Annotated in this window: 16 protein-coding genes; 8 read left to right on the top strand and 8 right to left on the bottom strand. The window is 69.3% G+C overall.

The window, feature by feature from the left end:
* Positions 1–135: 135 nt before the first annotated feature.
* Positions 136–606, bottom strand: coding sequence for a hypothetical protein (locus VM780_RS02035; protein WP_325444597.1), 471 nt, complete (start codon positions 604–606; stop codon positions 136–138).
* A gap of 17 nt (positions 607–623) precedes the next feature.
* Positions 624–905, bottom strand: a complete 282-nt coding sequence (locus tag VM780_RS02030) for a hypothetical protein (protein ID WP_325444594.1) — start codon at positions 903–905, stop codon at positions 624–626.
* A gap of 163 nt (positions 906–1,068) precedes the next feature.
* Here VM780_RS02030 and VM780_RS02025 point away from each other — a divergent pair, with 163 nt between their 5' ends.
* The 5 genes from VM780_RS02025 to VM780_RS02005 all read left to right on the top strand — a co-directional run bounded on the left by VM780_RS02025 (position 1,069) and on the right by VM780_RS02005 (position 5,940).
* Positions 1,069–1,629: a universal stress protein gene (locus tag VM780_RS02025; RefSeq protein ID WP_325444592.1), complete on the top strand. Its 561-nt coding sequence runs from the start codon at positions 1,069–1,071 to the stop codon at positions 1,627–1,629.
* Position 1,630: 1 nt separating this feature from the next.
* Complete coding sequence (locus VM780_RS02020; protein WP_325444590.1) at positions 1,631–1,951, top strand: DUF1476 domain-containing protein; 321 nt, start codon at positions 1,631–1,633, stop codon at positions 1,949–1,951.
* A 43-nt stretch (positions 1,952–1,994) separates the two neighbouring features.
* Positions 1,995–2,288: a cytochrome c gene (locus tag VM780_RS02015; protein WP_325444588.1), complete on the top strand. Its 294-nt coding sequence runs from the start codon at positions 1,995–1,997 to the stop codon at positions 2,286–2,288.
* A gap of 96 nt (positions 2,289–2,384) precedes the next feature.
* Positions 2,385–3,227 carry a universal stress protein gene (locus tag VM780_RS02010; RefSeq protein WP_325444586.1) on the top strand — a complete coding sequence of 281 codons (843 nt, stop codon included), beginning with the start codon at positions 2,385–2,387 and terminating at the stop codon, positions 3,225–3,227.
* A gap of 16 nt (positions 3,228–3,243) precedes the next feature.
* A complete protein-coding gene (locus VM780_RS02005; protein WP_325444584.1) occupies positions 3,244–5,940 on the top strand; it encodes a bifunctional acetate--CoA ligase family protein/GNAT family N-acetyltransferase in 2,697 nt (898 codons plus the stop codon).
* 11 nt (positions 5,941–5,951) lie between these two features.
* Here the strand turns inward: VM780_RS02005 and VM780_RS02000 are convergent, their stop codons facing one another.
* The 3 genes from VM780_RS02000 to VM780_RS01990 form a co-directional block, all read right to left on the bottom strand.
* Entirely contained in the window at positions 5,952–6,935 is a 984-nt protein-coding gene (locus VM780_RS02000) for a zinc-dependent alcohol dehydrogenase family protein (RefSeq protein WP_325444801.1), read from the bottom strand.
* Between the two features lie 55 nt (positions 6,936–6,990).
* The gene (locus VM780_RS01995) at positions 6,991–7,308 is read right to left on the bottom strand and encodes a phasin family protein (RefSeq protein ID WP_325444582.1); all 318 of its coding nucleotides are present in this window, start codon (positions 7,306–7,308) and stop codon (positions 6,991–6,993) included.
* 136 nt (positions 7,309–7,444) lie between these two features.
* On the bottom strand, positions 7,445–7,906 hold the full coding sequence (locus VM780_RS01990; protein WP_325444580.1) for a host attachment family protein: 462 nt from the start codon (positions 7,904–7,906) through the stop codon (positions 7,445–7,447).
* 157 nt (positions 7,907–8,063) lie between these two features.
* Here VM780_RS01990 and VM780_RS01985 point away from each other — a divergent pair, with 157 nt between their 5' ends.
* Both VM780_RS01985 and VM780_RS01980 read left to right on the top strand, forming a co-directional pair.
* On the top strand, positions 8,064–8,969 hold the full coding sequence (locus tag VM780_RS01985; RefSeq protein ID WP_325444578.1) for a PfkB family carbohydrate kinase: 906 nt from the start codon (positions 8,064–8,066) through the stop codon (positions 8,967–8,969).
* Positions 8,962–9,177, top strand: a complete 216-nt coding sequence (locus tag VM780_RS01980) for a hypothetical protein (RefSeq protein WP_325444576.1) — start codon at positions 8,962–8,964, stop codon at positions 9,175–9,177. Before VM780_RS01985 ends, VM780_RS01980 begins: the two co-directional genes overlap by 8 nt.
* Positions 9,178–9,243: 66 nt before the next feature.
* Here VM780_RS01980 and VM780_RS01975 read toward each other — a convergent pair whose 3' ends face one another.
* Complete coding sequence (locus tag VM780_RS01975; RefSeq protein WP_325444574.1) at positions 9,244–9,738, bottom strand: Hsp20/alpha crystallin family protein; 495 nt, start codon at positions 9,736–9,738, stop codon at positions 9,244–9,246.
* A gap of 147 nt (positions 9,739–9,885) precedes the next feature.
* Entirely contained in the window at positions 9,886–10,446 is a 561-nt protein-coding gene (locus VM780_RS01970; protein WP_325444572.1) for a cytochrome b, read from the bottom strand.
* Positions 10,447–10,671: 225 nt separating this feature from the next.
* On the opposite strand from VM780_RS01970, the gene msrA reads away from it, so the two are divergent.
* Entirely contained in the window at positions 10,672–11,196 is a 525-nt protein-coding gene (gene msrA, locus VM780_RS01965; protein ID WP_325444570.1) for a peptide-methionine (S)-S-oxide reductase MsrA, read from the top strand.
* 91 nt (positions 11,197–11,287) lie between these two features.
* On the opposite strand, the gene VM780_RS01960 is transcribed toward msrA, so the two are convergent.
* Positions 11,288–12,853 (bottom strand): GSCFA domain-containing protein, encoded by a 1,566-nt coding sequence (locus VM780_RS01960; RefSeq protein WP_325444568.1) that lies wholly within the window; start codon positions 12,851–12,853, stop codon positions 11,288–11,290.
* Positions 12,854–12,942 lie beyond the last annotated feature (89 nt).

Below are 12,942 nucleotides of genomic sequence, written 5' to 3'. Positions count from 1 at the left end.
GGCGCAGGACTCCTCGTGCCGGCGCAGCGTCGTCGGCTTGTCGCGCGAAGCCATTGATCTCGATCACGCGCGTCGAGGCCGCCGGCGGAGGAGCGCGGCGGCCTCGAACAGCTTTCATTGGCTGGACGGCGGCGGCTACTCGATCAGGCTCGCGGCCGAGGCCGCCCGGTCGAAGCTCGAGACCTCGACCACTCTGAAAACGTGGGACGTGTCCGCCTCCCGCAACGTGAGGTATTCGCCCTCGACAAAGCGGTGAATGTCGAACCTGTAGCCGACCTCGTCGTCATCGGAGCGCGACGGGTCGAAGTCGAACAGCCAGTGGGCGCCGCCCGGCCCGCCGGCGCTGCGCCTGAGCAGGCCGAACCTGGCCGGCTCTCCGGCCCAGAAGCGCATCGCGCGGCAGTGCGCCCGCTCCCTGGCCCACAGGGCCGGGTCGAGCCGCCCGTCCGGCGTCAGCGGCGCCACCAACGCATAACCATGATCCCTGCTGCCTTCCGGGTGGCCCGGCTCCCGCGCGAGCTCAAGGCGCACACGCTTCAGCCGTGCGCCGGCCTCCGGCTGGGGCTCAAGCTCGGCGGGACTCGCTGTTCTGACCGCTTTTTGCACGGTAGCTCCCCCGATCTTCACGCTGCGGCCCGGCTCGCGACGACGCGCGGCGCGGCAGAAGCGATCCTGGCGGGCGGCTCGGAGGCGAGCAGGCTTTCGGGCCGGGTCAGTTCAGCCATGCGGCCAACGTGCTCGAACCAGCAGGTTCCGGCGCGGACGTTGAACCGAACCGTCTCAAGCGCGAGCGCCAGCGGCAGGTCGACCAGCATCGACTTCGCGCAGAGCGCCATCGCCAGAGGGTCCGGCACGGCGCCCTGAGCCGTCATGTAGGTCGCAAGGGCCTCTTCCACCTGGTTCATCACACCCTCCTCTTCGTGGCTGACGAACACTGCGGCGGCGGCGCGCGCGGCGCCTTGATCCGCGTCAAAGGTCGCCCGAGCCGGAATTGACTGGGATCAAAGCCGGGCTGTCGCGCCGGTGAGATGCAGGAGAGAGAAAGTCATCAATCCACAGGAGGCTCCCATGTCATCCGCCGCCATCGAGGTCATGAGCGTCGAGGTTCAACGACCCGCTCTGTACCGCCGCATTCTCGCGCCGATCGACGGCAGCGAGCTCAGCCAGGAGGCGGTCCCGCACGCGGTGAAGCTCGCCGCCGCCACCGGCGCTTCGGTCGCGTTCCTGACGGTGCTCGAGCCGTTTCACATTCTGAGCACCTCGGCCGAAATGCTCGAAGCGACCCGCGAGGAGTATGAGCGCCACGCGGAGGCTCAGGGCGACCAGATCCTGGAGAAGGCGGCTGAAACGGCCCGGGCGCTGGGCGTCGCCTGCGTCACGGTCCGCAGATGGGGCGAACAGCCCTATCGGGACATCATCGACGTCGCGAAGGAGCTCGATTGCGATCTGATCGCGATGGCGAGCCATGGCCGCGGCGGCGTCTCGTCGCTGGTGCTGGGCTCGGTGTCCAACAAGGTGCTGGCGCATTCCAGCGTGCCTGTGCTCGTGCTGCGGAAGCCCCATCCGGAGGCGATCCGCCAGTTCGAAAAGCTTGCTGAAGCCGGTTACGTCGGCGCGGGGATCGCCTGAGATGTTCGAGACACGGGAACGCGCCGCCGAGGCGAAATTCGTCCATGAGCGTGACGCGGCCTTCCAGGCGCATGCGCATCGCGACAGGATGTTCGGACGCTGGGCCGCCAGGCTGATGGGCCTGCGAGGCCCGGCCATCGAGAACTACGCCCGCTCGCTGATGTTTTCGGACGTGGAAAGCGTCGACGACGAGGCCTTGCTGGCGCGGGTCCGATCCGATCTTGCAGAGCGGGACGTCGCCGGACCGCGAGCGGCGGAGGACCGCCTGCGGCGCAAGCTCGAGCGCCTGAACGCGCTGGCTCGGGCCGATCTCGGTGGCTGAGCCGGACGGCCGCCGCGGCCTGATCCTGAGAGCCGCTTCGGCTGTGGCCATCTTGGGCGCGCTCTCGGGATCGGGCTTCGCGCTCGAGCCCGCCGAACAGCGCGGAAAGACCTTTGCGAAGGCGAACTGCGCGCAGTGCCACGCGGTCGGCCGCGTGGGCGCCAGCCCGCTGAAGATCGCTCCGCCCCTCAGAACGCTGCACGAGCGCTATCCGGTGGAGACGCTGGCGGAGGCCTTCGCGGAGGGCATCCAGACAGGCCATCCGACGATGCCGCAGTTCCAGCTCGACAGCGATCAGATCGGCGATCTGATCGCCTATCTGAAGACGCTCGAGTGACGCCCGCCGCGGCCCGAGCGTCCGCTTGACCAGGATCAATGTGCGGCCCGGTCGTCGGACCGACGATCGCTTCACCCGAGGAACGTGGAGGCGACGATGAGCGCGATCGACAACAAAAATCCAGGCTACGCCAGCGTCATGGCGCATTTCGATCTAGGTCCGTGGGCGGAAGCGCGCGGCCGGCTCGCGCTGACGCTCGCCGAAGAGCATGGCGCGCATTTCATCGGCGTCGCGGCCGAGCAGATGATGGCGCCGATCTATCTCGAAGGCGTGCCGAACGTGGCCGAGGAGGTCGTCGACGAAGAGCGGCGACGCGCGACCGGAGATCTCGCTGCGGCCAAGCGCGCCTTCGAGAAGATCGTCGGGACGCGCAACGACGTCGAGTGGCGATCGGGCTTCGCGCAGCCCGATCAGTTCCTCATCGAGCAGGCCCGCGCCGCCGACATCGTGGTCGTCGGCCGCACGGCGACCTATGACGAGCGCGACCCCAATCTCGGCGTTTCGCCCGGCCTCGTCGCCATGGAATGCGGCCGCCCGATCCTGATCGTGCCGCCGGAGAAGGATTATCTCGCCGCCCACAAGGTCGTGGTCGCCTGGAAGGACACGCGGGAGGCGCGGCGGGCGGCGCGCGACGCGTTGCCGATCCTGCAGCGGGCGAACGAGGTCATCGTCATGACCGCTTCGGGCTCGCTTCGCGACGAGAGCGCGGAGGATGTCTGCGCCTGGCTGACGCGGCACGGCGTCAAGAGCCACCCTTCCGTGCACTCGGGCGACCTCAACTCGATCGCCGACGAGCTGCTCGATCTCGCGGGCGACGTCGGCGCCGATCTGATCGTCTCGGGCGCCTATGGCCACAGCCGGATGCGGGAGTGGTTCTTCGGCGGCGCGACGCGCGATCTGCTCGAGACCAGCCAGGCCTGCCTGCTGATGTCGCACTGAGCGGCGGCGGGGCGGCATGAGCAGCTTCGGCCTGGATCGTCTTTTCCAGCCGCGATCGGTCGCGGTCGTCGGCGCGTCCGAACGGGCAGGCTCGCTCGGACGCGCGGTGCTCGACAATCTCGAGGATGGCGGATTCACAGGGCCCGTCCACGCGGTCAACCCGAACCACGGCTCGATCCGCGGCAGGAAGGCTTTCGCCTCCCTGCGGGACATCGAGGCCGAGGTCGACCTTGCGGTCGTCTGCACGCCGCCCTCCGCGGTGCGGGACGTCATCCAGGCGGCGGCGGACAAGCGCATCGGCGCGGCGCTGATCCTGACGGCCGGGCTGTCACGAGGCGCCGGCTCGGAGTCCGAGGCGATCGCCGCGATTGCGGCGGCTGGCTCGCTCCGGCTGCTCGGGCCGAACGCCTTCGGCCTGCTCGCCCCTCACGCGCGGCTGAACGCGAGCTTCGCCGCGCGCACGCCGGCCGCAGGCGACCTCGCGCTGATCTCGCAGTCCGGCGCGATCGCGGCGGCGCTCGTCGCGCGCGCGGCGACCCGCAATCTCGGCTTCTCGGCGGTGGCCTCGCTCGGCGACGCGCTCGATGTCGACGTCGCAGACTGCCTCGACCATCTCGCCGGCGATCGCCGGACGCGCGCCATCCTGCTTTATCTCGAGGGCCTCACCGACGCGGCGAAGTTCATGTCCGCCGCCCGGGCCGCCGCGCGGGTGAAGCCCGTCGTCGTGGTCAAGGGCGGCCGCCACGCCGCCGGAGCGAAGGCGGTCGCGACCCACACCGGCGCACTGGCCGGTTCCGACGCCGCCTACAGCGCCGCGTTCCGCCGGGCGGGCCTGCTGCGCGTCTTCGATCTTGGCGGGCTGTTCACGGCGGCCGAAGCGCTCGGGCGGCGTCAGGCCGACCGCGGCGACCGGCTGGCGATCCTGACCAATGGCGGCGGCGCCGGCGTGCTCGCCGTCGATCGCCATCTCGATCTCGGCGGCACCCTGGCGACGCTGTCCGCCGGCACGCTCGCGGCGCTCGACGCCGTGCTGCCCAAGACCTGGTCGCGCGCCAATCCTGTCGACATCATCGGCGACGCCGACCCGGCGCGCTTCGCGGCCGCGACCGAGCTCCTGCTGAACGACCCCCAGGTGGACGCCCTGATCGTGCTCGACGCGCCGACCGCCCTCGCCTCCTCTTCCGGCGTGGCCGAGGCGGTGATCGCCAAGGTGCGCGACGCCCGCGCGCGCGCCGACCTGCCGAAGCCGGTGTTCGCCGCCTGGCTCGGCTGCGAGGCGGAGATCGCGGCGGCCTTCGCGGCCGCCGGCGTGCCGCATTTCGGCGCTGAGAACGAGGCCGTCGAAGCCTTTGCGGCGCTGGTGCGAAGCCGCCACGCGCAGGACGCGCTGAACGCCACTCCTGCGGCGCGCGCGCCGGAGAACCCCGCCGCAAGGGCCGCCGCCCGGGCGACCGTGCAGCGGGCGCTGCGGGAGAAGCGCAGCTGGCTCGATCCGATCGAGGCGGCCGAGGTGCTGTCGGCGTTTGGCGTGCCGGTCGCGGCCGGCGTCGCAGCCGCGGACGCCGAGGGGGCGGCGGAGGCGGCCGCGGGGCTCCTGAGGACCTGCGAAGCCGTCACGCTCAAGATCCGCTCGCGCGCGATCCAGCACAAATCGGACGTCGGCGGCGTGCGGCTCGACCTCCGGAGCGACGCGGCGGTCCGCGAGGCCGCCGTGGAGATGCTGGAGCGGGTCCGGCGCCTCCGGCCGGATGCGAACGACCTCGGCCTGCTGGTCCAGCCCATGATCAAGCGTCCGAACGCCCGCGAACTGATCGTCGGGCTCACGGATGACGCCACCTTTGGACCCATCGTGCTGTTCGGCCGCGGCGGGGTCGGGGTCGAGATCTATCGCGACACCGCGCTGGGCCTGCCGCCGCTCGACCGCGCGCTCGCCGCCGACCTGATCAGCCAGACCCAGGTGAGCCGCACCCTCGCCGCCTATCGCGACGTGCCGGCCGCCGCGCTGCCGCCGATTCAGGACGCGCTGATCGGGATCGCCGACATCGCCGCGGAGATCCCGGAGATCCTCTCGATCGACATCAATCCGCTGCTCGCGGACGAGCAGGGCGCGATCGCGGTCGACGCGCGGGTCGCGCTGGTGGACCGCGCCGCGTCGCGCGTGGTGATCCGCCCCTATCCCGCCATCTGGTCGCGCGAACTCGTCACCCGCTCGGGCGCCCGCTTTCCCTCGCGCCCCGTTCGCGCCGAGGACGAGGCGCTCATCGGACGGCTGCTCGCCCGGACTGACCCCGAGGACCTGCGGCTGCGCTTCTTCGCGCCGGTCCGGCATCTCGAGCATGGCTTCCTGACCCGGCTGGTCCATCTCGACTACGCCCGGTCGATCGCCTTCGTGGCGCTCGACGCCGATGGCGAGGCGGCGGGCGTGGTGCGGCTGCATTGCGACGCCGATCGCAAGAGCGGCGAGTTCGCCGTGCTGGTCCGCACCGACCTGAAGGGCCGCGGTCTCGGCTGGGCGCTGATGCAGCTGATGCTCGACTGGGCGCGCGCCGAGGGCGTCGAGCGGGTCGAGGGCGACGTTTTGCGCGCCAATACGGAGATGTCGGCGATGTGCCGCGAGATGGGGTTTGTGGCGAGCCCTGCGGAAGGCGACGCGACGCGCTTCGTGCTGGAGCTCGCGGGGAGGCCAGAGACGGCCTCGGATGCGGCCGCGTGACCGGCGGTGATCTACGGGACCAGAACCGCCGCGCCTTGGATGCGGCCTTCGCGCAGATCGGCGAGCGCCTCATTGGCGGCGGCGAGCGGGTAGCGCGTGGTCGTGGTCCTGACGCCCGCAGCCGGCGCGACCGCCAGGAACTCCTCGGCGTCCTTACGCGTGAGGTTCGCGACCGACATGACGCGCCGCTCGCCCCACAGCAGCCTGTAGGGCAGACGCGGCAGGTCGCTCATGTGGATTCCGCCGCAGACGACCTGGCCGCCCTTGCGGACGGCCTTCAGGGCGAGCGGCACGAGATCTCCTACAGGGGCGAAGATGATCGCCGCATCGAGCTCCTCCGGCGGAGCTTCGTCAGACGCGCCCGCCCATGCCGCGCCGAGCGACAGCGCAAGCTGCTGGGCGGCGTGGTCGCCCGCGCGGGTGAAGGCGAAGACGCTGCGGCCCTGCCAGCGGCAGACCTGCGCCAGGATGTGGGCCGCCGCCCCGAAACCATAGAGGCCGATCCGCCGCGCCTCCCCCGCCATGCGCAGCGAGCGCCAGCCGATCAGCCCGGCGCACATCAGTGGCGCGGTCGCGACAGGGTCGTCGAACCCGGGCAACGGGAATGCAAAGTCGAGCCGCGCCACCACATGGGTGGCGAAGCCGCCGTCGCGCGTGTAGCCGGTGAATTCGGGCTCGTCGCAGAGGTTTTCCGCGCCCGACGCGCAATAGGGGCAGACGCCGCACACCCCGCCGAGCCAAGGCACGCCGACCCGCTGTCCGATCCGCGCGCCGTCTCCCCCCGGCCCCACCGCCTCCACGATGCCGACGATCTCGTGGCCCGGAACGATCGGCAGCGCGCCGTCCGTCAAGTCGCCGTCGACGACGTGCAGATCGGTTCGGCAGACCGCACAGGCCTCGACCCGCACCAGCGCCTCGCCGGGGCCGGGCGCCGGCGTCGGCCGCTCGAGCATGACGAGCGGGCTGCCGCGCTCGACCAGCGTCATCGCCTTCATGCGGGAACGCTGCTCGCGCGGAACGCCCTGAGGCTCTTGCGGATCCGTCCGGAACTCAGGCCGCGGCTTCGTGAGCGACGCCATCGCGCAGCTTCCGGGTGATCGTCTCGGCCTCGGTCCCATAAGCCTTGGCGGTCTGGCTGAGGAAGTCCGACTGCTTCTCGAGCGCCTCCGCGGGCGTCTTGCAGCCGAGCAGCTCGGTCATGAAATCAGCCTGCGCCTCGAGCCGGCGGCTCGCAAAGCGCAGCGCCTCGACGAAACTCAGCGCCGGCAGAGTCATCGCCGACCGCCACGCCCCCGTGGCGAAAGACGGCATGAAGAGATCAGCCGCGCCGTTGGGCTGCTTCTGCGAATTCGTATGCGCGCCGGCCATGGAAGCCTCCTGTCGGTCTGCGAAAGTGCCAAGTAAGCGAGCCGCCCAGCCGATCGCATTGACCGAGATCAAGCTCCGAGCGGCCAGACAGGCTGCCGGCGCACGTCCCTGACGAGGCGTCGGACAGCCGCCGCCGTCAGTCGCCGGTTCGCGCCGCCGCAAGGCGCTTCTCGATATCGCCGGTGCTGAGGTGAACCAAGTCCTTGGCGATTTCGGCGGTGAGCGCCTCCTTTGCGACAGGCGTCAGGCATTGCCTGAGGACGCCGAGCACCCGCGGCGGCGCGACGACCACAAGCGTCTTGCGCTCGGCCGCGGCGAGACGCTCATCGAGGCGCGCCGCCACCCGGGCGAGAAACTCGACCTCGGCCGCTTCGTGCCGGTCGATCTCCGCGACCGCGCTGCAGCCCTCGCCCTGGCTTTCGTGAACGCGGCCCGGACGGTCGGCGCCGAGCTCGCGAGCCCGCGGATGGGGTTCAGCCATCGCGTCGATCGTCTCCAGATCGAGGAGCTCGCCATCTCCCCGGTTGCGGAAGATCAGCGCGCGGGCGCCGTCGCAGACCAGCACCCATCCCATCCAGGGAATTGTCACTCGAGCCATGCGATGTCCTCCTCGTCCGCGGCGCGCCTCGGCGCTCGGGAGGCAATCTCACGCAGCCGCAGCGGCCCGGCCTTGACCAAGGTCAATGCTGCGGCTCCGCCCTTTCAGTCGAATGCGTCGCGAGGCTGTTCGCGTGCGATCGACCGAGGATGTCGGCATGGCCAGGATTCTTCTGTTTGGCGGCGTGAACGTCGACCGCGTCTGGCGGCTGAACGCTCCTCTTCGGACCGGCGGGAACAATCTGTTCGGCGCGCATGAGAGCCGCGTCGGCGGCTGCGGCTACAACACCGGCTGCGCGCTCATCGCGCTCGGTCATCAGGTCGCGATCGTGACGGCGCTCGCGACGGACGCCGGGGGGCGGGCCTGCCGCGCCGCGCTGCAGGCGCGCGGCTTCGACACCGGCTATGTGACGCGCCGGCCCGGACCCACCACGCCCACCGAGATTCTGGTCGACCCGTTCGGCGAGCGTACGATCCTGGCGTCCGCCGAGATCGAGAAGGAGCATCTTGCGGTCCCCGGCTCCGTGAAGGCCGACCTCGCCTATGTGGCGACCCGGCGGGCGGACGCCGACATGTTGTCCGCCCTGCTCACCCGGATGGACGTCGTCGCGCAGGTTCCGCTCGATCCCGGCGAGAAGCGGCCCGCCCACGCGCTGCTTTGCGCCGCCTCGGACTTCAACGTCGCCACGCTGCGCGACCCGTTCGGTTTCGGCCGCCGCGTCGCGGGCGCGGCGCTGCGCCATCTCGTCCTGACCGACGGACCGCGTCCGGTCCGCCTCTGGGACGCCCATTCCGAGGCGGTCATCGAAGTCGACGCACTGCCGGGCTCGGCCGATTCGACCGGGGCGGGGGACGTGTTCGCGGCGGGCTTCATCGACGCCTATCTCCGCGGCGACACGCCCGCAGAGACCATCCGGCACGCCAGCGCCACGGCAGCCCTGTTCCTCGAGGACCGGGACGCCTTCATCGAGCGCGCGCGGGTGGGCGCCGCGCCCACCGCCCGGAGCGCGCCCTGCCCCACCGCTGCGCGCATGCGCGCCGAACGGAACCGCCGCCATGGATGATTTGCGCTGTGGTTCGGATGACGGGTCGTCTCGCGCCGCCGGCCCGAAACGCTTCTCCTACGAGGAGGACGTCAATGAGGCCCCGGGCATGACGGCCGCCGAACCGGTCGAGGTCGAGCGCGACCGACCGGACAGCGCTGAGGACCATGTCTCGGTGGAAGCGTTCGAGGGACGTGAGACCGACGAGGCGCCGAATTTTGAGCAGTGATCGGTCCGGAACTGGGGGCTGATCGAGGCGGGGCTCGCCGGCGGCCCGGGAGCCCCGCCTTCTGCGTCACGAGGCGGTCTTCACTTCGATCTTCTTCGGCTGCCGCGCCTCGCCGGTCTTCGGCAGGCGGACCGTCAGCACGCCGTTGCGATGATCCGCCTCGATCTGATTGGCGTCGACGTCGTCGGGGAGTTGGAAGCTCCGCCGGAACGATCCGAACGTCCGTTCGCTGACATGGACGCCGCCTTCGGTCTTCTCCGTCTCGCGCTTCTTCTCGCCCTTGATGACCAGCGTGTCGCCCGTCACCGAGACGTCGACCTGCGACGGCTCCAGGCCGGGCATCTCGGCGACCAGCTTGTACTCGTCCTTCGTCTCGGTGATGTCGATCGCAGGCGCGAAGCCGTCGGCGCCGGCGCGCTCGAACAGCCGCTCCATGGCGGGGAACTCGATGCCGGCCGCCATCCGGTCGAACAGACGGTCGATGTCACGGATGAAGTTGCGACGGCCGAAGATGCTGGGGACGGCATCGGGGGCGCGGGTTTCGACAAGTTCCTTGGACATGATCAGAGATCCCGTTTGATGGTCAGAGCGGAGCGCTCGAAAACAATGTTTCTCCCGGGGCGCAGCGAAGCTTTGACCTGCCGCAAAACCTTCCGGCGAACGGCGCAGGCGGGACAGCGGACCGCCTGGCGCCGCGGCCGGGGGCGGTCACTCCGACTGGGTCCGCATCCGGTCGAGCAGATGGTCTTTCCAGAGATAGTGGTGAAGCAGCGCGGCCCCGGCGTGGAACACGACCACGAGCGCGAGCAGGTTCGCGGCCAGTTCATGCCAGCCATTGATCTCATGGCGCGTGTCGACGTCGCCGGTCCCGAACTGCGGCACAGACCACAGGTCGAACAGGTTGAAACCGCGATAGGAGGCGTTCACCGCGCCGCTCACCACCGCGGCTGCGAGCAGCCCGTAGAGCACGTAGTGGGTGGCCTTGGCGGCGAAGTGGAGCACGCCGGCGTCGGCCGGCGGAAGCTCGCGCCCGAACCTGGCTCGCCATACGAGCCGCGCGACGAGCACCAGGGCAAGGCCCGCGCCCAGCACGACATGCGTCGCCCAGACGCCGGCGCGGAACGGGCCGCGGGGCAGCAAGTCCGTCGTCTGCCCCATGCCCCACAGCACCGCCACCAAGCCGACCGTCAGCCAGTGCAGCCAGATCGTCGTGCGGTCATAACCGATTGAGCCGTCGGCGGCTCGGTGCGGGTTCTTTTCGTGCGGCATGCCTCGTTCCTCGGATGTAGCCGGATCACGATCGCCTCTGACGGCTTGGCGCCTGGGCGGCAGGCCCACGAAGCGGGATCGTGAGATTTCAACAGCATAGGCCCGGCGCTGCAGCGCGCTCTTGATCTGTCGCAAAGCGGCGTCCGGCGACGCCGGAGCGCCGCTTTTGAAAAACCGCCTGCGGGCGCCGATATCAGCGGGACCAATGAACCCACGGAGACGGCGATGGACACGGCGAGCGAACGCGCGATCCTGGCGGGCGGATGTTTTTGGGGGATGCAGGACCTGATCCGGAAGCAGCCGGGCGTGATCTCCACCCGCGTCGGCTACACCGGCGGCGACGTGCCGAACGCCACCTACCGCAACCACGGCACGCACGCCGAGGCGATCGAGATGGTGTTCGACCCCAAGCTCACGAGCTTCAGGCGGATGCTGGAGTTCTTCTTCCAGATCCACGACCCGACCACCCGGAACCGGCAGGGCAACGATCTCGGCCTGAGCTACCGCTCAGCGATCTTCTACCTCGACGACGAGCAGAAGAGGGTGGCCGAAGAGACCATCGCCGACGTCGACGCCTCGGGGCTGTGGCCCGGCAAGGTCGTGACCGAGCTCGCGCCCGCCGGCCCGTTCTGGGAGGCCGAACCTGAACACCAGGATTATCTGGAGCGCTTCCCGGCCGGCTACACCTGCCACTTCATCCGCCCGAACTGGCGGCTGCCCGCGCGCGAGGAGACACGCCGCGCGGGCTGAGCTCGCGGAAGGCTCACGCCCTGCTGTCGTCGTGCTCGGTACCAACCGCCAAACAGCGGGCCGGTTCATCTGCGCCGATGGAGTCGAGCGCCTAAAGCGATTGAAGCGACGCGCCGGCCTTTTCAAAGAACGGCGCGACGCGTTCGAGTTGGTCTGTCATTCCTTCGCGGAAGAGGACCTTCTTCATCCGTTTCGCGATCCAGCGCTTTTTCATCGGCGAGGACCACTCATTGGCGATCGCGTCCGCGACCGCCATCGCCCCGGCGAGTTCGGCGTCGCGATCGTTCAAGAGACGGGCGGCCTCCATTTCCCATCCGCCTGCCTGATAGGCCACCCTCTCGCTCCATTCCCGCGCCTGCTGGAAGAGGCTGAGGGCTCCAGCGGCGTCGCCATTGAGCAACTTGGCCCGTCCACGCTGCATGCGAGCCCAGGGGCTTGGAAAGCGCTCGGCAAGGATCGTGGTTATCCGCTCCGCTTCGGCGAGCAGATTGGCGCCCGTCGCCGCGTCGGCGAACGCGGTCCAGAACCTGGCGTCGTCCGCAAACTGGTCCTCCAGACCAAGAAAACTCGCATGAGCTGCTTCATACTCGTGGCGCTCGAGCTTGGCCGTCGCGTCGGCGTAGGCAGCGGCCGTCGCGGCGGCGTCTTCAGCGGCGAAATAGCTGTTGAAGAACTTCTGCATGACCGCGCCGACCATCGAGTCGCGCACGTGCCGGAGATCGTCGCTCCACGCCAGGTCCTGAGACGAGAGCGTGACCATTTCGTAGCTCGGAAAATAGTCGACGAAGCTGAACTGCTCGGAGATCTCCTCCGCCACGACCCTCAGAACAGATTTGGAGTAAGCGTTCGCGACGATGACGTCAGAGGCCATTTCCGTATGAGAGAGGGGGACGGGCGACGTCGTCAGGACGATGTTCGCGTCTCGATTGGCGGAATGGATGATCTCGATCGTCCTTTGGACCAGCGCGTAGTTTTCCGCATATCCGAGCCTCTTGAACGAGAAGCGTCCCGGGTAGCGCGACTGCACGAGTGGCCCGGGGTTTTGGTTCATGTAAACGCCAAGCTTGTTGTCGAACCAATGCTCTACGAGACCGAGAGTGATCACCAGAACGTCACTTCTGGCGATTGATCCGAAGATATCGCGGATCTGAAGCCGACGCTCTACAACACGCTCAAAGCTCGCTGGCGGCGCCGCGAGCGGCAGGTGAATATCCTTGAACCCTCCCGAAGCATTGCAGGCGACGACATAGTCCGCCGGCTCATGCCTGAACTCGTCAGTGAGCGCGTAGGCGACCTCGAAATGGATCGCACCCGGCGTATACTTCACAAACAGCCCTGATCTCCGGGTCGGATCGCCCACTTCCGGAAACGGATGCGGGAAATCCGCGGAGGCTACCGTCACCCCGGCGCGCCCGAGATACTCTTCGATATTCCGCGCGAAGCACGAGCCGATCGCGAACACCACGTCGTCGTGAGAAAGTTTGAACCGCGGGTGGTGGAACGGCTCGCATTTACCCAGAAGGCGCGACCCAGCCTGACGGCGGGGCCAGTGGGTCCGTTCGCGGCGCGCCGCCGCCGTCTCCGCCTCGTGAGGCTCAGCAACTTCCATCGGCGGATCGCCTCCTACGGGGCTCGCACGGGTCGGTGCGGCGTTCACTTTCGCCTCGACCGTACTCCTTCCCAGTCTTCAGGCGTATGATGTTCTTATAGAGCGCAAGGTCGGCGTTCTGACGGAGAGCGCCCCCT

The sequence above is a fragment of the Hansschlegelia sp. genome (assembly GCF_035538955.1).
GTDB lineage: Bacteria > Pseudomonadota > Alphaproteobacteria > Rhizobiales > Methylopilaceae > Methylopila.
Note: the sequence above shows the minus strand (reverse complement) of the source record. Positions and strands in the feature narration are given on the sequence as shown.

Excerpts from the sequence above, each read along its gene's own strand:
- VM780_RS02030 (WP_325444594.1), bottom strand. The coding sequence starts at position 905 with ATGAACCAGGTGGAAGAGGCCCTTGCGACCTACATGACGGCTCAGGGC.
- VM780_RS02025 (WP_325444592.1), top strand. The coding sequence starts at position 1,069 with ATGTCATCCGCCGCCATCGAGGTCATGAGCGTCGAGGTTCAACGACCC.
- VM780_RS02020 (WP_325444590.1), top strand. The coding sequence starts at position 1,631 with ATGTTCGAGACACGGGAACGCGCCGCCGAGGCGAAATTCGTCCATGAG.
- VM780_RS02010 (WP_325444586.1), top strand. The coding sequence starts at position 2,385 with ATGAGCGCGATCGACAACAAAAATCCAGGCTACGCCAGCGTCATGGCG.
- VM780_RS02005 (WP_325444584.1), top strand. The coding sequence starts at position 3,244 with ATGAGCAGCTTCGGCCTGGATCGTCTTTTCCAGCCGCGATCGGTCGCG.
- VM780_RS02000 (WP_325444801.1), bottom strand. The coding sequence starts at position 6,935 with ATGAAGGCGATGACGCTGGTCGAGCGCGGCAGCCCGCTCGTCATGCTC.
- VM780_RS01995 (WP_325444582.1), bottom strand. The coding sequence starts at position 7,308 with ATGGCCGGCGCGCATACGAATTCGCAGAAGCAGCCCAACGGCGCGGCT.
- VM780_RS01990 (WP_325444580.1), bottom strand. The coding sequence starts at position 7,906 with ATGGCTCGAGTGACAATTCCCTGGATGGGATGGGTGCTGGTCTGCGAC.
- VM780_RS01985 (WP_325444578.1), top strand. The coding sequence starts at position 8,064 with ATGGCCAGGATTCTTCTGTTTGGCGGCGTGAACGTCGACCGCGTCTGG.
- VM780_RS01980 (WP_325444576.1), top strand. The coding sequence starts at position 8,962 with ATGGATGATTTGCGCTGTGGTTCGGATGACGGGTCGTCTCGCGCCGCC.
- VM780_RS01975 (WP_325444574.1), bottom strand. The coding sequence starts at position 9,738 with ATGTCCAAGGAACTTGTCGAAACCCGCGCCCCCGATGCCGTCCCCAGC.
- VM780_RS01970 (WP_325444572.1), bottom strand. The coding sequence starts at position 10,446 with ATGCCGCACGAAAAGAACCCGCACCGAGCCGCCGACGGCTCAATCGGT.
- msrA (WP_325444570.1), top strand. The coding sequence starts at position 10,672 with ATGGACACGGCGAGCGAACGCGCGATCCTGGCGGGCGGATGTTTTTGG.